The organism is Chamaesiphon sp. GL140_3_metabinner_50, from assembly GCF_025361915.1.
In the GTDB taxonomy this organism is placed as follows: Bacteria; Cyanobacteriota; Cyanobacteriia; order Cyanobacteriales; family Chamaesiphonaceae; genus Chamaesiphon.
Genome location: NZ_JANYJC010000083.1, coordinates 31,404 through 47,202 on the forward strand (window position 1 = coordinate 31,404; position 15,799 = coordinate 47,202).

The window sequence follows — 15,799 nt, forward strand, 5'->3', positions numbered from 1 at the left end:
TCCTCGATGTTTAGTGTGGGAGCGTGCCGACTCCAAACCATCATTTTGGCATCTCTGGGGATTCTGGTGGTAGTGTACTTGGCACAATCTGGATTTGTTAATCGATCGAATCGGCAAATAGTTCGCTTTTACAACACACCAGGGGGCGTACCTATTCAAAAATCAAAATGTTCTTTGACGAACATTTTCTTCGAGACCAGCTCGAAAAATATGTTTGGAGAGGGTGCTAATCTGGCTCACAACTGACGATCGGGCGATCTAACGATTCAATAATGAAAATTTTGAATATTATGCGTTAGGGACGACCGATCCTATACAGAGAAAATAGGTACCCCCACCGCATCTCAAATATCGCAACTTAATTGCCTGCATATTATCGAGTGCCATCAATAATCAATTTATTATCATCGATAAATTAGCATCCTCGATCGATTAACCATTCAATCGCCCCCGCCACATCTGTAACGATTTCCCCATCAGGCACCATCGGACGTTTTACCATAATCACAGGCAAACCCAACTCCCGCGCCGCAATAATTTTGGCATAAGTCGCATCACCACCGCTATTCTTACTCACGATCGCCTGAATCTGATACTCTCGAAGTAACTCGCGTTCTGACTCTAAACTAAATGGCCCTCGATCGAGTAATAATTTACCTGGTGGTAAGGGCATACTCAGATCGGGAGGATCGATCGATCGCATCAAACACCATTTATCTGTCAAACTGGCAAAGGGAGCGAGTTGTTGCCTGCCGATCGTCACAAATATCCGCTCTGCACCAGCCGGAATCGCCGTCACTGCCGCCTCAACACTTTCAACCTCAATCCAATTATCTTCAGGCGATCTCCCCCACTCAGGGCGAATCAGCATCAATCTAGGAATCCCCACTTTCGTCGCCGCACCCGCCGCATTTCGAGATATTTGGGCCGCAAACGGGTGAGTCGCATCAATTAGCAGATCGATTTGCTCGGTTTGCAAATAGGCAATTAAACCAGCTTCACCACCAAAGCCACCGATTCGCACATCGCCGACTAAATTTTTTGGCGCGCTTGTTACCCCCGCTAGGCTGGTAATCACCACCAATTCAGGTAGATCTATCGCCAGATTTGCTAACTTTACCGCATCCCCAGTTCCACCCAAAATTAAGAGTCGCTTCATCACACCTAGCAAGTTCTGAGTAGTTCAATAATAATAAATAGATTAGTACCCACCAAACGAGAACATCTTTATGTCATCCACAGTTTACGACTTTTCGGCTACCAGCATTGAAGGTCAACCCGTCGAGATGAGTACCTATCGCGATAAAGTTTTGCTAGTCGTCAACACCGCTAGCCAATGTGGTTTCACGTCTCAATACAAGGGTTTGCAAGAGCTGTACGATAAATATGCCAGTAAGGGGTTTGCGGTGTTGGGCTTTCCTTGCAACCAATTCGGACAACAGGAACCAGGTAGTGCGACAGCGATTCAGTCTTTTTGCGAAACCAGATTTGGGGTGTCTTTTCCACTATTCGAGAAAATCGATGTAAATGGTGCCAATGCTCACCCACTGTTTCAATATCTAGAAAAATCCGCACCAGGCATTTTTGGCACGGAGGGTATTAAATGGAACTTTACCAAGTTTTTAGTCGATGGCAGTGGTAATGTGGTCAAACGCTACGGCTCGAATACCGAACCTAAGGATATTGCTAAGGATATCGAAGGACTTTTGAAATAATTACTAACGATCGGGAGATATTCTCCCGATCGATTTTAAATTAAAAACAAAAGGTCATAAGCTGTTCGACATTTAAAGTGAGTCCGCCGTTGGTTGTGCCTACGGCAGGCTACGCCAACGACTCCGCGTGGGCGAACTGGTTTAAAAAAGTCAAATAAGTGATTTAGATGTTCCACAGCTTAGCGATCGAAAACCAGACAGAGCATCCCATATCGATCGAGAGCTAAAGGTGATAATTTTAACCATATTAGAAGATAGAGGTTTCTTATATGACTTTAATTACTATCGATATTCCAGACGACCAACTTCAAAAATTGCAACAGTTAGCAAGGGAGAGTCAAGTATCACCCGAAGATTTACTACGGGCTAATATCGAAGACTGGTTAGTACGTCCTAAAAATGAATTTACTCAAGCAGCAAGTTATATCCTCAATAAAAATGCCGAACTCTATCGTCGGCTAGCATGATACGCTGTCTAACTTTAGGGGAATTAATTGAGTTGCATCATCAAGTCATAAAACAGTCGAAAGGTGCGATCGACATTCGAGACATCAAGATCGAGGGATAATAGAGCTATAAACCTTATCGCACACCATATATGAAACCACTTTTACAAGGTCAGGGATTACCCCCATTTCCAGAGATTACGCCAGAGCAAGTCGTCCCCGCGATGACCGAACTGTTGACTGAGGCGAACGCAGCATTAACCCAGCTTGAAGCTAATGTTATCCCCACCTGGGCGGGATTGGTCGAACCACTCGATCGATCGACCGAACGCATCGGTTGGAGTTGGAGTATCGTCGGACACCTCATGGGTGTCAAAAATAGTCCTGAACTTCGTGCCGCCTACGAAGAAATGCAGCCCCAGCTCGTCCAATTCTGGACGCGATTGGGACAGAGTGCCCAGCTCTATCAGGGCTATAAGGCGATCGCAGCCAGTTCCGAATTTGCTAACTTCGACGCAGCCCAAAAACGGATTATCGAGGCTGCCATCCGCGATATGGAGCTATCTGGAGTCGGTTTGACAGGCGAGCCAAAGCAGCGATTTAACGATATTCAATTGGCACTTGCCGAACTTTCTAATAAGTTTTCTAATAATGTCCTCGATGCGACCAAAGCTTTTAGTCTCACCCTGACAAAACCCGAAGAAATCGCCGGACTCCCACAGAGTTTACTCGCTCAAGCCGCTCAATCTGCCAGAGCCGCCGGGAATGAATCCGCTACACCCACCGATGGCCCCTGGACGATTACGTTAGACGCGCCTAGTTACGGCCCTTTTATGCAGCACAGTCAACGCCGAGACTTGCGCGAACAGGTATATAAAGCCCTCGTCAGTCGGGCGGCATCTGGAGAATATGATAATCTAGGGAATATCGATCGCATCCTCGAATTACGCCGCGAGAAATCTAACATCCTCGGCTTCGACAACTTTGCCGAACTCAGCCTCGCCAGTAAAATGGCACCCAACGTCGCCGCAGTCGAAAGTCTGCTCGAATCCCTCCGCAGTGCCAGCTTTGAAGCTGCCAAACAGGATCTCGAAGATCTCCGCGCCTTTGCAATATCCAAAGACGCACCCGAAGCCAACGATCTCAAACATTGGGATCTCGCCTACTGGTCGGAACGCCTGCGGGAAGCCAAATTTGACTTTAACGCCGAAGAATTGCGCCCCTACTTCCCCTTAGAACAGGTACTTTCGGGCTTATTTAATCTCGCGCACAATCTATTTGGCATCAACATCACCGCCGCCGACGGACAAGCACCAGTCTGGAACCCTGATGTGCGCTATTTCCAAGTCGCCAACGAGCAAAACTCACCGATTGCTTACTTCTATCTCGACGCATATAGTCGTCCCGCCGAAAAACGGGGTGGTGCGTGGATGGCAGATTGCATCAGTCGCTCCAAATTGACCGACAAAGATGGGTCTACAGTCCGTTTACCCGTTGCTTACCTCACCTGCAATCAAACGCCCCCAGTAGACGGCAAGCCCAGTCTAATGACCTTCGGCGAAGTCGAAACCCTGTTCCACGAATTCGGGCACGGCTTACAGCACATGCTCACCACCGTCGATTTTGTCGGCGCATCAGGCATTAGTAACGTCGAATGGGATGCCGTCGAGTTGCCCAGCCAATTTATGGAAAACTGGTGTTACCATCGCCCTACCCTGCTAAGTTTGGGCAAGCACTACGAAACTGGCGAACCCTTACCCGAACATTACTATCAAAAACTTCTTGCCGCGCGGACATTTATGAGCGGTAGCGGGATGCTGCGTCAAATCCACTTTAGCTGGTTGGACATCGCACTCCACAGCAGCTACCAGCCAGGTGGTAACGAAACAATTGCCGACGTTCGCAATCGCCTTGCCAAAATCAGCATGGTGATTCCGCCATTACCTGAAGATAATTTCCTCTGCTCCTTCGGGCACATATTTGCAGGCGGTTATGCGGCGGGATATTATAGCTACAAGTGGGCGGAAGTCTTGAGTGCAGATGCGTTTGCGGCGTTTGAAGATGCTGGCTTAGATGATGCTGACGCGATCGGCACCACCGGACGACGGTTCCGCGATACAGTATTATCGCTGGGCGGTAGCAAGCACCCGATGGAGGTATTTACGGCGTTCCGAGGACGGGAGCCAGATCCAGCGGCGTTGTTGCGTCACAATGGGTTAGTTGCTGCGAAGTAGCCGCAAATCTGAAAATATCTTCGAGTAGGGGCAATTCATGAATTGCCCCTACTCGAATTTAATGTTTTTAACCGCAGTAAAATAGAGATAGGTTTATTCCTAAGTTCAAAAATATGCCAGAAACTAAAATCGAGGAAAGATTAGCAGCCTTAGAGCGTGAAGTTGCCGAGTTGAAAAGACAATTACCACCAACAGAGCCAGTCGTCCAGCCTTGGTGGGAAATTACGGCTGGCACCTTTGCTGACGATCCTGCCTTCGAGGAAGCGATGGAACTAGGGCGACAGTATCGTAAATCATCATAGTCAAAATGTATTTACTAGATACAGACCATTTGACTATCCTAGATCGTGGTGGTTTATCAGCGCAAACCTTACTTACCAAACTGTCACAAGTACATCCAAATGAAATTGCTACTACGATAATTAGCTATGAAGAGCAAACCAGAGGATGGCTTAGTTATATCGCTAAGGCTAAGAATCTGGATGCTCAAGTACTCGCATATTCCAAGTTGGAGCGGCATTTAGCTAAATTTCGAGCAGCCACTGTGATTGGCTTCGATTCCAATTCAGCTAGCAAGTTTGAAAGCCTCCGAAAACTATCTCCCAGACTGGGCACGATGGATCTCAAGATTGCTGCGATTACTATTACCACTGATGCAATACTACTTACTCGCAATAAGTCTGATTTCGATCGAATTGAGGGCTTAATATTTGAGGATTGGACGAGCTAACCTTAAAAATGTATGGTGGGATGCGATCGAGACCACCAGACGACGGTTCCGCGATACAATATTATCGCTGGGCGGTAGTAAGCACCCGATGGAGGTGTTTACAGCGTTCCGAGGACGCGAGCCAGATCCAGCGGCGTTGTTGCGGCACAATGGGTTAGTTGCTGCGAAGTAGCTGCGAAGATATTCGCAAATGTGAGGTAGGGGCAATTCATGAATTGCCCCTACCTCAAATCAATTTATTCATGATGCTGGAGTTTTACTATGAATACCCGATCTGAGGCAGTTCAATATTTGCAAGAGCATGGTTATGAGGCCTTTGAAAGAGATTGGAATATGGGTAAGACAATCGGTATTCCTACTGGAAAACACCGTTATACAAAAATGGGTAACGGTGTTTTAGAAACCTGGGATGGAATGATGTGGCTGTATCCGATTGAGGAAGGATGGGCTGTAGATGATGGTTGGACTGATGATTACATAGACCACAAAAAGTTTTCATCTTTGAATGAAGCAGTCTTAGCTGCTCAAGAAATTGCAGCAGCAATAAATCGTGGGGAATGGCATCGCACAAGGATGAGTCCAAGTCGTCGAGAAAGCTATGGCGATCGTTGTAATGAGCTATTCAATATTCACAAGTAATACCAGGAGCGGGATGTAACTTTAGTAATTCAGAAAATCTCACAACATAACGCTTTGGAAAAAGATGATGAAATCGACGAAAATTAAATATGAAATGACGATCGCATTGTCAGAGGAAGATGATTGTTATTTAGTAGGCTTCCCAGATTTTTTAGGACAAAAATGGCGAACCAATGGCGATATTTATGAGATTGCTGCAAGTTGTAGGTTGGGTTGACGAAGGAAACCCAACGATCTTACAAATATCTGTGAGATTGTTGGGTTTCGCATTCGCTCAACCCAACCTACGAATCTGTTTATTTCTGGACGAGCGATCTCAGGATCGGGATGTAAACTTAGCAAATATAAAATCTACGGCTTCTGCTAAATTATTAACAATTTTGTCTGGTTGATGTTGCTCTAATCGATCGCGATTCCTAATTCCAGACAATACGCCAATAACTGAGATATTATAAGTTTGCGCGGCAACAATGTCGGCTTCAGTATCGCCAATCATCCAGGTATCTGGATCTGGTTTTAGTTCTGTTAATGCTGTAGCCATCAATTGAGTTTTGGCTTCGACATCTCCATGTTTTACATAGTCGTCGGGCAGACAATAACGGTGATGAGGTGGGAAAAACTGGGCAAGATCGTATTGAGTAAATGCGGGGATTAATTCGCAGGTGCGCCGTAATGTCATTACTAATAATTTGCTACCAGATGCCTGAATTTTGGCTAATGCGGCGATCGATCCGGGGACGACTCGATCGAATGATAGATACTGTAGTTGATGGGCGTGGAGATCGCGCATTTGTTTGAATGCTTCTGCCTGAGCCGCCGTCAATCCCGACTCAATACCTACTTGTTGTTCGGAAACTTGGGCTTGCTTATATGCCCAAAATTTAGCTTTAGAAAAGATGGTAATCGGTTGGTGTGGTTGTTTAACTGTTTCTAGACAGAGCTGATAGACATGATAGTATCGATCGGATAAATCCATTATCGGCCCATCAAAGTCAGTAATAATTCGCATGAGCTTAAATCTTGAATATAAATGGGCGATCGGCTTAATTATCGATCGACTTGGTACTGCGCCAACTGTACAATAGATAACTAATTTCCACGATCGCACCTAACACCATCCCTAGTGCGGCAGCAACAGCTCCATTTTGCCCAGATTGCGTGGTAAAATACGCACTACTCAACATTGCTACCGCGCCTATACATGCTGCTTGATTGATGCCCCAAGTATGCCCCGAACTAACTAAAAAGCCTTGCACGGCATTTTGAATCGATACTAATAGCGGCATTCCAGCACAAATCAATAGTACCGGACGGACGCGGGCAATTAGGTCGCGATCGTTACCGATAAACCAGCCGATCGCCTCTTCACTTGCAGGTGTCCCGCTGACTGATAATAAAATTAACGAGCAGACAATTCCGACGCTAATTGCAAAAGTAATTAATACTCGATCGGGTAATAACTTGCGATTGCGAATGATAATCTGCTGCACCATTCGCGTTGAATTAGCGATAACTAATACTAACCCCCACGCTGCTGGCCAAGCAGCCAAAGCAATACTACCATCATTTGCCCGCGCCACAATCCCGACTAAAGCTGCTCGTGCGCCCCAATTTAACATCATGGTGCCGCCTAGTGGGGCGTAAAATTTCCAGACACCTGCCAAATCTTGGGGTAATTCGGGTGTAGATACTAGCTCTGGTGGTTTTGTCGCGCCGAGCTGACGTGCCAAATAGGTAACGGCTACTGCCTCGGCAATTACGCCCCAGACGAGGCTCAGTGCTGCTACCGTCGCGCCATTTGCTTTGAGATTAAATCCTCCCGCTAGGATGCCTACGACGGTTATGAGCCGAATTAGCCCCGCCTGAGCGACTGCATTACTGTGTCCGTGATGGATTAATAAACCTTGGAAATATCTGCGCCACCCGATCGCGAATGGCCATAAAATAACGATCGTCAGGATCGATCGAATCGTACCGCTCAAATTTGGCGTAACACCCAGCCAACTTTCACCGACGATCGCAAACACAGGGGGAATAGCTGTTAGCGCGAGTAATAAACTCATCCCGCCGCTAGCAATTAACGTAAACTTCCATAGGGCTTGGCGCGAGGCTTGAGTAGGCGCGAGGGCATTACTCGCATGGAGTAACATGATAATCGGACTTTCACAAAATATCGCGATCGCTTTGGCAACACCGACAGCCGCAATATTATTCCGCGCATCTGGCAAATGAGCGAGGGTGGTAGTAGTTAACGGATCGCCCAATGCCATCGATACATCGGATAGAGATAAGGGGATAAATTGCTGCCAGAGTTGGATTAATTGGCGATTTCGAGACATTATGGGGAGATAGGAGTACGGAGATGGGAGATGGAAGATTTCAGTTGAAATAAGACACAGCAGCTCTAAACAAACTGTCTGTGGATTGTGTCGAACGTTCGCGGTACAGCTAGATTAATTTGCTATCTTAAAAATAACGGCATTCCCACACGATAAACGTTTTAAAGTGTAGTTTGCCTTACTCCCATCTCCCATCTCCCATCTCCCATCTCCCATCTCCTAGACGAAACAATCTCAGCCAGCTACCGTCACGACAGATATTAGCTGTGACTTGCCAGCACTAGAGGAATATTAACGATGCAATTTAAGTCAATCTGTGGTTCTCTATGTGCGATGATTGTCGCGATCGAATCTAGCCAAATGGCTCCGGTATCGGCGCAACTAGTTCCCGAACCTTGGGTAACGGTGGGTACTAAAAATGGCACGGTTTCCTACGGGGTGGGTGTCAAAATTTTCGATCTCGGTGCCGAAATTACCAATAGTGGTGGCACTACAGGTGTTGACGTGCTGAAATTCTTTGGGTTTCCGTTAGTTTCTCCTTATGCTGGCTTGGGAATTTACGGAGATAAGGGTGTTGCTTATTCTGGTGGCGTTCAATTTACACCGCCGGGGAATACTTTTTTCGGAGTGGGGTATCATTCTATTCGTGGTATTAACGGTCAAGTTGGGATTAAGTTTTAGCTAGCTCTTAAAACCTTTAGTTCGAGATTTTTTTATTTAATCATGTTATTAAACCCTACACAACGTCAAAAATTAGATGGCGGTAACGATCGACAGTTCTACGACACGCCGCGATTTGTTACTCATGTCGATACTGGATTTATCGATCGATTGACAAATCTCTACCGCGAACGGCTGATGCCCGATACGCGGATCTTTGACATGATGAGTAGCTGGGTGTCTCATCTTCCCGATGAGCTGCAATTTGAGTCCGTGCAGGGACATGGTTTAAATGCTGAGGAATTAGCCAAAAATCCCCGCTTCGATAATTATTTCGTCCAAAACCTCAATCAAGATCTCAAGCTACCGTTAGAATCTGAGAGCTTCGATGCCGTTTTAAATACGGTTTCCGTTCAATATCTCCAGTATCCCGAAGCGATTTTTGCAGAAGTTTATCGAATTCTCAAGCCCGATGGCATCGCGATCTTTAGCTTCTCCAATCGGATGTTTTACAATAAAGCGATCGCCGCTTGGCGCGATGGTAGCGAAACCGATCGAGTGGAATTAGTCAAGCGTTATTTTCAGTCTGTAACTGGATTTAGCACTCCCGAAGCGATCGTCAAAGTCAGTCAAGCACCCGATCTCATGCGTTGGCTCGGTGCTGGCGGTGGCGATCCGTTTTATGCCGTTATTGCCAAAAAAATTAGTTAATCTTCCCGTTCCCCATTAACCAGCAATTCTCGAAAATTGAGATTGGATGTAATGGTGTTTTTTAAAAATAAAACTGCTACAACCCGCATTCTGTCGTCAACAACCCGACAGAGATCCTCCAGGGGAGAGGCTCACGGGAACGAGACACTGAAAATAGTGCCTGAGTTTTAAAACGATTGCTGCCCATTAACCAAACAGGCAGTGTCGATCGCCCGATCGCGGTATGCTATTACCGAATTGGGTGTAACTATGAGGACGGGCAACGGTTTTGTAGACCGTTCAGCAGTAAATTTAGATGTGGATCGATCGAAAAATACGACAATTGCTGCGCCCTAAACCGATTGCCATTGTTGAGGCTTGCTCGATCGGAGTAGTTTCGGCTTTAGCTGCGGTAGGTTTGCGACAATCGGTGGCGTGGTTGGAGGCGTGGCGGTTAGATCTTGCGGGTGCTTTCCCTGCCTGGATTGTATTGCCACTCATCGGCATTGTCGGCGGGTATTTAAGTGGTTTTTTAGTCGAGCGATTTGCACCAGAAGCGGCGGGGAGTGGGATTCCGCAGGTGAAGGCGGCTTTAGGATACGTGCCGATCGCGTTGGATTTGCGGGTGGCGGTGGTGAAGTGGCTCAGTACCAGTCTCTCTCTGGGTTCTGGCTTTGCTTTGGGGCGACAGGGGCCGACGGTGCAAATTGGTGCCGCCTTAGCCGCACAATTGAGCCGCTGGACGGATACATCGCCAACTTATCAACGTCAATTAATTGCTGCTGGAGCGGCGGCGGGGCTGGCGGCGAGTTTTAATGCGCCGATCGCGGGGGTATTATTTGCGATCGAGGAATTGTTGCAAGATGTCTCGGATCTGACGCTGGGGACGGCGATTATTGCAGCGGTGGTAGGGGGTGTCATTGCGCGCACGTTGGGCGGACGCGGGATGGTGCCAGATCTGAGCCAGTTGCCGATTCATTTTGCCCTCGCGGAGATTCCCTTATTTATCGGATTGGGCATCCTGGCGGGATTGGTGGGGGTATGTTGCAATCGCAGTCTGTTGGCGAGTTTGAAGTTTTACCGCCAGCGGTTTCGCGATCGATCTTTAGCAATTAAAATTGCGGTGGCTGGGGGGGTAACTGGCATTCTGGCGTTACTTTCGCCCTATGCTTTACTAGGCACTCAAAATTTACAAGACTTTCTAATCGTCGGGGATATTAACTGGCAAATTGCTGGGGAAATTCTACTCATTCAATTCGTACTGTGTTGGGTGGGGTTTGGGGCGACGGCACCGGGCGGATTGTTTTCGCCGAGTTTAGTGTTGGGTGCGGCTTTGGGCGATGCGATCGCCACGGGATTGCAAAGTTGTTATCAAGCAGGAATCTGCCCGACAAATCTGGTGCTGAGTTCGCCGACAGTATACGCACTGACAGGGATGAGTGCGGTATTTAGTGCCATTACCCATCGTCCCATGTTCGCGATCGCGATCGTGTGGGAAATGACGACTCAGTTCGATTTAATCTTACCGCTGACGATCGGTTCTGTATCGGCATATCTGGTTGCCGAACAACTTTTTCCCGGATCGATTTATCAACATTTACTTACCAGTAGAGGGATCGAGATCGATCGACCAGATTTAGCCCAACGTCGCTGGGTGGGCTTAACTGCTGCCGATCTAATGCAGCGATCCGTCGAAACTCTCACTTGTGACACGACTATTTCCGCCGCCGTTACTGCTTTTGCCAATTCTTCCCATCGCGGATTTCCGATCGTCGATGATGGTAAATTAGTCGGCATTCTCACTCAAAGCGATCTCTCTAACTCTCAACAGCAAGATCGTCAAACATCAATCTCGACACTGATGACACAGCGCGTCATCGTCGTCAGTCCTCAAGATCCGCTCACCTCAGTATTGCATTTGCTCGATCGCCATCAGATCGGGCGATTGCCAGTCGTCGAAGGTAACAAACTCGTCGGGATTATTACCCGCGCCGATATCATTCGCGTCGAAGCCGATTTATTAAATAGTACCGTCAGCCCCTTTAAAACTCGCCCGGAACCCTCCTATTTAGTCTATCGGACTCAATCGCCAGCCACGGGACGCGGACGGCTGCTCGTGCCCCTGAGCAACCCGCAGACAGCCGATATTTTGCTCCGACTAGCTGCGGCGATCGCCCTTGAATTTAACTACGAATTAGAGTGTCTACACGCGATCGTCATTCCGCCAGCGAGTCACCCCGCCGAGACTGAAGTAGATCTCACCGCTAGCCGTCAATTATGCGATCGAGCCACCGCTTTAGGCAAAGTTTTAGGCGTTTCCGTCCATACCCAAGTGCGCGTCACTCATCATGTTGCTACAACTATTTTAGAGGTAATTAACGATCGACATATCGACTTATTATGCATGGGTTGGCAGGGCAAAACTTCTACCCCCGCTCGGATTTTTGGCAATACGATCGATACCGCCATTCGCCAAGCTCAGTGCGATTTAATGCTAATTAAATTGAGCGATAAATTACAGTTAAATTTACCCGTAAATGAACTACTCGCGCCGAACTCTTCGCTAGATGCCTTAATGCGCCTAACTCATCTCAATCGGTGGTCGATCCCGATTTCAGGTGGGCCAAATTCCGAGTATGCTTTACAATTATTGCCCGCGCTAACTTCCCTCAGTCGCGCACCAGAAATTCATCTGTGTCAAGTGTTTGCGCCGACTCAATCCCCGCCAGATCTGCATAATTTACAGATGGCGGCAGATTTTATCTGCCAAAATTTAGACACAATGCCAACGATTACGCCCTTATATGCCGATACGATCGCGACTGCGGCAATCGATTTTGCGACATCTAAACAATGCGATGCCATTATTTTAGGGGCGAGTCGCGAAAGCCTACTTCAACAAACCGTTCGAGGTAATATTCCCGATGCGATCGCGCGGGGTGCTAATTGCACGGTAATTGTCGTCAGAAAAGCCGATCGCGATTCGATCTAGATAGTGCTGCTACAAACCCGACTTTTCCAAAAAGTCGGGTTTGTGTCCTCACCGACAAGTCTATTCATCTGCATTAGTTTCGACAGCAGCCTTAGCTGTTAATTGAGCGATTGCCTGTCGTTCGCACCATCCTGGGGATCGATCTGGATGCTTGCTTCTGATTTGAGACAGCAGCCATTGAGCTTGGGCGCGATCGCCACCGCATAATGATATTAATTCTGGACTTAGGGTTAATGGTTGAGGGGGCACTGGTTTCGGTTTGCTCGGTGCTGGAGAGCTAGCTTGACTCGTGTCTACCGATTGTTGTTGTTTGTTAAGGGTTGCTTCTGATTCTAGTAACATTGTGTATCTGCTGGTACCGAGTATTCCTTGCCATAAGTAATAAAATATAATCCCAGCCAGTGGCGCAGCCGTGGGCGGAAACTGTCCAGAGAAGATTTGATAAAGCTTACTCAGTAAATAGTAACCAAACATCAATATGGCGCAGATGTTACTATTCTTGCGGATGCCATAACCCAGCCCGAATATTAAGATGAGATCTAAGATACCCCAACTGCTGTCGGGTACGCCGCGAGTTATTTGTACCCACCAGATGAGGGTTGAAAAACCGCCGACTACCATCGTGGCTTGAAATGCACTATTGATTTGCGTGCGTGCGGCGGCGATATCTTTTTTGATACCGAGGAGAATGGCATCAGAAACCTGACTATCGTCTAGCAGGGTTGGGGGTGTCATAAGATCGATAAATAAGAGTGCATCTCTAACATTCACAAAAATCACTCAGATCCGATCGTTTGCACCAGATATTTTACATGGGGAGATGGGAGATTAATATTTATGGAGAGTGACGATCGACATTAAATGCTTGTGCTAAAACTGTCAGCTCTTTGGCTCGGCGCAGATAAGGCTCTAGTCGCTCGGCTTCCCACCCTGTAAGTAATTCCATTGCTTCGATCGTCAATCCTCTCATTATCATTTCCACGCACCATGTCGCTTGAGTTTGGGCGATTGTCGGCGGTTCGCCTGTCGGGGTAATAATTTCGCTAGTTAATTGTTGCCATTGTCTTTCTAATTCTACCGCTGTTAATGCGGCACCATCTTCATTAATAAATAAAGCATGATGAGCATCTTTACGACTTTTTAGCCATTGTGTCAGCGGATTTTTAAGATAGGAGCCGTACCTTTTGCCCATAATCCATTGATTTACAGGTACCTGTCGATCGCTACTATGAGTAATTTGTAATAACTGAAAATCGCTACTACTCAAATGATTCGATCGAGTTAAAGTAATTAGCTCTCTAGTACTCAATCCCGCGCCAAATAATACGTATGCAATTGCATAAATTTGAAGGTTCTGCTTTTTGGCTGTTTGGAGAATCCGCTCCACGATCGGTGCGGGTAAATCGAGAGCGATCTCGTGTCGATCGGCTGGTATACTGGCATTTTCAGCCTCTGCACCTGCGATGAATAGGGCAACCACTCGATCTAAAAAATCTGCTCGATCGCGCCACAAGCCATGAAATTCACTAGTTAGTTCGATCGTCGCATATCCGAATAACAATGTATGTAATAAACCCGTTAATTGTTCGATCGGGAATTGTAAATCTGCTTGCGATTCGCCAATATTAGTTTTTAAATACTTCGCGACACGACGATTGGCGCGATCGAAACTACGTCCCAATCCTTGACGGTTTTCGAGCGAATATTGTCCCGATTCGCCAACTAAAGAACGAATCACGGCGGGGGTTTGTTCTAGTGCTTGCAGGCAGGTATTGGCATACGTTCTAAGCATTTGCGCCAGACTGCTGGCTGGTGGCAATTCTGTCGCTAAACTCTGCCCTAATTGCCCAAATACTTTGGCATCTTCAATGACGGCGAGTAGCAACCCATGTTTATTCCCAAATTGACGAAATAATGTGACTTCGTTTACTTGTGCTAGTTCGGCAATTTGCTTGGTGGTAGTCTCACTTACCCCTTGGCTGGCAAATAATTCGATCGCTGCTTGGATAATTTTTTGACGGCTAAGGTTGCGGGAAGATGGCATGGAATATGGGTTTGGTTAGCTGACTGGATCGCGATTTTTCGCTGGAGCGGTTGCACTAACGACATTTATGCAAGTGATACTTGCATAACTTCAAAAGAGTTGTTAAGATATAAATGCAAGCGTTACTTGCAACACCTCTTTCCACTATACCTAGATGCGGAACCAGTGTCCAAGAATTTAGGGGTTAGGGATTAGGGGCTAAGTATGAGGGAAATCTAACTAAATGATTAAAATTTAGTACCTACAACCCAACCACCACAGACGAAAACTCACAGACTAAAACCTAAAACCTAACTAATCAACTATTTATGACTGCTAATTCGATCGCACGCGGGCAAAGCCCAACCGAGAAAGGCTCACAAGAACGAGATACCACACCATTAAGTTGGGTAAATGTCATCTTTTTTGGTTCGTTTCACCTCGTTGCTTTAACGGCTCCGTGGTACTTTAATTGGTCGGCACTAGGAGCGGCAATCGTGCTGCATTGGCTATTTGGTTCGCTCGGAATTTGCTTAGGATTCCATCGCTTGCTAACACATCGCAGTTTTAGCGTACCCAAACCCTTAGAATATGTATTTGCAACACTTGGCGCATTAGCACTCCAAGGCGGGCCAATTTTCTGGGTAGCTGGACACCGACAGCACCATTTATATACCGAAGATTGGGATAAAGATCCCTACTCTGCAAAACGAGGATTCTGGTGGAGTCACATGTTATGGATCTTCTACCCAAAATCGAATTTCTTTAACTTCGATGAATATAAGCGCAATGCTCCAGATTTAGCGAAAGATGCTTACTACACTTGGCTGGACAAGTATTTTCTGTTTTTGCAAATTCCAGTCGGATTACTATTATATGCGATCGGCGGTTGGTCGTTTGTGATTTATGGTGTAGCTGTCCGCGCTGTGGTTTTATGGCACAGTACTTGGTTGATTAATTCTGCCAGCCATATTACTGGCTATCGCAGCCATGAGTCAGATGACAATTCTCGCAATCTCTGGTGGGCAGCACTGCTAACTTACGGTGAAGGCTGGCACAACAACCACCATGCATATCCCAATGTCGCTAAAGGCGGCTGGCAGTGGTGGGAAATCGATATGACTTGGTGGGCGATTCAATTATTACAGCAGCTTGGTTTGGCTAAACGAGTAATTTTACCCCCGACAAATTAATAGATTTAAAAATCTCTTTCGCCTGAGCTAGCCATTACTTACAAATTGTGTGAGTGATGGCTATCTGTTTGGGTATGGGACTTGCTTGGAAATAACATTCCAGATATTTGTCGGTTTAGGTTGTGCCGTAGGCACAAC

General features: G+C 46.8%; 16 protein-coding genes and 1 pseudogene. 12 read left to right on the top strand and 5 right to left on the bottom strand.

Annotated elements, in window-relative coordinates; genetic code table 11:
• Positions 1-415: 415 nt before the first annotated feature.
• Positions 416-1,159: a cobalt-precorrin-6A reductase gene (locus Q0R35_RS04260; RefSeq protein WP_295614799.1), complete on the bottom strand. Its 744-nt coding sequence runs from the start codon at positions 1,157-1,159 to the stop codon at positions 416-418.
• 70 nt (positions 1,160-1,229) lie between these two features.
• Between Q0R35_RS04260 and Q0R35_RS04265 the strand changes: the two genes are divergently transcribed.
• From Q0R35_RS04265 to Q0R35_RS04300, 8 genes and pseudogenes are all read left to right on the top strand, one after another.
• Complete coding sequence (locus Q0R35_RS04265) at positions 1,230-1,715, top strand: glutathione peroxidase (RefSeq protein WP_295614801.1); 486 nt, start codon at positions 1,230-1,232, stop codon at positions 1,713-1,715.
• A 269-nt stretch (positions 1,716-1,984) separates the two neighbouring features.
• Positions 1,985-2,182, top strand: coding sequence for a ribbon-helix-helix protein, CopG family (locus tag Q0R35_RS04270; protein ID WP_295614802.1), 198 nt, complete (start codon positions 1,985-1,987; stop codon positions 2,180-2,182).
• 131 nt (positions 2,183-2,313) lie between these two features.
• Positions 2,314-4,395 (top strand): M3 family metallopeptidase, encoded by a 2,082-nt coding sequence (locus tag Q0R35_RS04275; RefSeq protein ID WP_295614803.1) that lies wholly within the window; start codon positions 2,314-2,316, stop codon positions 4,393-4,395.
• A 113-nt stretch (positions 4,396-4,508) separates the two neighbouring features.
• Positions 4,509-4,697 carry a hypothetical protein gene (locus tag Q0R35_RS04280; RefSeq protein WP_295614805.1) on the top strand — a complete coding sequence of 63 codons (189 nt, stop codon included), beginning with the start codon at positions 4,509-4,511 and terminating at the stop codon, positions 4,695-4,697.
• Positions 4,698-4,702: 5 nt separating this feature from the next.
• Complete coding sequence (locus tag Q0R35_RS04285; protein ID WP_295614807.1) at positions 4,703-5,125, top strand: type II toxin-antitoxin system VapC family toxin; 423 nt, start codon at positions 4,703-4,705, stop codon at positions 5,123-5,125.
• A 22-nt stretch (positions 5,126-5,147) separates the two neighbouring features.
• A pseudogene (locus Q0R35_RS04290) lies at positions 5,148-5,297 on the top strand (M3 family metallopeptidase); the annotation flags it as partial.
• A gap of 89 nt (positions 5,298-5,386) precedes the next feature.
• The gene (locus Q0R35_RS04295; RefSeq protein ID WP_295614811.1) at positions 5,387-5,764 is read left to right on the top strand and encodes a hypothetical protein; all 378 of its coding nucleotides are present in this window, start codon (positions 5,387-5,389) and stop codon (positions 5,762-5,764) included.
• A 64-nt stretch (positions 5,765-5,828) separates the two neighbouring features.
• Positions 5,829-5,981, top strand: a complete 153-nt coding sequence (locus Q0R35_RS04300; protein WP_295614813.1) for a hypothetical protein — start codon at positions 5,829-5,831, stop codon at positions 5,979-5,981.
• 99 nt (positions 5,982-6,080) lie between these two features.
• On the opposite strand, the gene Q0R35_RS04305 is transcribed toward Q0R35_RS04300, so the two are convergent.
• Both Q0R35_RS04305 and Q0R35_RS04310 read right to left on the bottom strand, forming a co-directional pair.
• Complete coding sequence (locus Q0R35_RS04305; protein WP_295614815.1) at positions 6,081-6,773, bottom strand: HAD family hydrolase; 693 nt, start codon at positions 6,771-6,773, stop codon at positions 6,081-6,083.
• Positions 6,774-6,807: 34 nt separating this feature from the next.
• A complete protein-coding gene (locus Q0R35_RS04310) occupies positions 6,808-8,103 on the bottom strand; it encodes a hypothetical protein (protein WP_295614817.1) in 1,296 nt (431 codons plus the stop codon).
• Between the two features lie 297 nt (positions 8,104-8,400).
• Between Q0R35_RS04310 and Q0R35_RS04315 the strand changes: the two genes are divergently transcribed.
• From Q0R35_RS04315 to Q0R35_RS04325, 3 genes are all read left to right on the top strand, one after another.
• Entirely contained in the window at positions 8,401-8,784 is a 384-nt protein-coding gene (locus tag Q0R35_RS04315; protein ID WP_295614819.1) for a hypothetical protein, read from the top strand.
• A gap of 42 nt (positions 8,785-8,826) precedes the next feature.
• Positions 8,827-9,474 carry a class I SAM-dependent methyltransferase gene (locus tag Q0R35_RS04320; RefSeq protein ID WP_295614821.1) on the top strand — a complete coding sequence of 216 codons (648 nt, stop codon included), beginning with the start codon at positions 8,827-8,829 and terminating at the stop codon, positions 9,472-9,474.
• 295 nt (positions 9,475-9,769) lie between these two features.
• Positions 9,770-12,445, top strand: a complete 2,676-nt coding sequence (locus tag Q0R35_RS04325; RefSeq protein WP_295614823.1) for a chloride channel protein — start codon at positions 9,770-9,772, stop codon at positions 12,443-12,445.
• 60 nt (positions 12,446-12,505) lie between these two features.
• On the opposite strand, the gene Q0R35_RS04330 is transcribed toward Q0R35_RS04325, so the two are convergent.
• Positions 12,506-13,216 carry a hypothetical protein gene (locus tag Q0R35_RS04330; protein WP_295614825.1) on the bottom strand — a complete coding sequence of 237 codons (711 nt, stop codon included), beginning with the start codon at positions 13,214-13,216 and terminating at the stop codon, positions 12,506-12,508.
• A gap of 64 nt (positions 13,217-13,280) precedes the next feature.
• A complete protein-coding gene (locus tag Q0R35_RS04335; protein WP_295614827.1) occupies positions 13,281-14,489 on the bottom strand; it encodes a TetR/AcrR family transcriptional regulator in 1,209 nt (402 codons plus the stop codon).
• A gap of 308 nt (positions 14,490-14,797) precedes the next feature.
• Here Q0R35_RS04335 and Q0R35_RS04340 point away from each other — a divergent pair, with 308 nt between their 5' ends.
• Entirely contained in the window at positions 14,798-15,661 is an 864-nt protein-coding gene (locus tag Q0R35_RS04340) for a fatty acid desaturase (RefSeq protein WP_295614829.1), read from the top strand.
• Positions 15,662-15,799 lie beyond the last annotated feature (138 nt).

Excerpts from the sequence above, each read along its gene's own strand:
- Q0R35_RS04295 (WP_295614811.1), top strand. The coding sequence starts at position 5,387 with ATGAATACCCGATCTGAGGCAGTTCAATATTTGCAAGAGCATGGTTAT.
- Q0R35_RS04270 (WP_295614802.1), top strand. The coding sequence starts at position 1,985 with ATGACTTTAATTACTATCGATATTCCAGACGACCAACTTCAAAAATTG.
- Q0R35_RS04285 (WP_295614807.1), top strand. The coding sequence starts at position 4,703 with ATGTATTTACTAGATACAGACCATTTGACTATCCTAGATCGTGGTGGT.
- Q0R35_RS04265 (WP_295614801.1), top strand. The coding sequence starts at position 1,230 with ATGTCATCCACAGTTTACGACTTTTCGGCTACCAGCATTGAAGGTCAA.
- Q0R35_RS04260 (WP_295614799.1), bottom strand. The coding sequence starts at position 1,159 with ATGAAGCGACTCTTAATTTTGGGTGGAACTGGGGATGCGGTAAAGTTA.
- Q0R35_RS04315 (WP_295614819.1), top strand. The coding sequence starts at position 8,401 with ATGCAATTTAAGTCAATCTGTGGTTCTCTATGTGCGATGATTGTCGCG.
- Q0R35_RS04310 (WP_295614817.1), bottom strand. The coding sequence starts at position 8,103 with ATGTCTCGAAATCGCCAATTAATCCAACTCTGGCAGCAATTTATCCCC.
- Q0R35_RS04300 (WP_295614813.1), top strand. The coding sequence starts at position 5,829 with ATGATGAAATCGACGAAAATTAAATATGAAATGACGATCGCATTGTCA.
- Q0R35_RS04280 (WP_295614805.1), top strand. The coding sequence starts at position 4,509 with ATGCCAGAAACTAAAATCGAGGAAAGATTAGCAGCCTTAGAGCGTGAA.
- Q0R35_RS04325 (WP_295614823.1), top strand. The coding sequence starts at position 9,770 with ATGTGGATCGATCGAAAAATACGACAATTGCTGCGCCCTAAACCGATT.
- Q0R35_RS04320 (WP_295614821.1), top strand. The coding sequence starts at position 8,827 with ATGTTATTAAACCCTACACAACGTCAAAAATTAGATGGCGGTAACGAT.
- Q0R35_RS04275 (WP_295614803.1), top strand. The coding sequence starts at position 2,314 with ATGAAACCACTTTTACAAGGTCAGGGATTACCCCCATTTCCAGAGATT.
- Q0R35_RS04305 (WP_295614815.1), bottom strand. The coding sequence starts at position 6,773 with ATGCGAATTATTACTGACTTTGATGGGCCGATAATGGATTTATCCGAT.
- Q0R35_RS04335 (WP_295614827.1), bottom strand. The coding sequence starts at position 14,489 with ATGCCATCTTCCCGCAACCTTAGCCGTCAAAAAATTATCCAAGCAGCG.
- Q0R35_RS04340 (WP_295614829.1), top strand. The coding sequence starts at position 14,798 with ATGACTGCTAATTCGATCGCACGCGGGCAAAGCCCAACCGAGAAAGGC.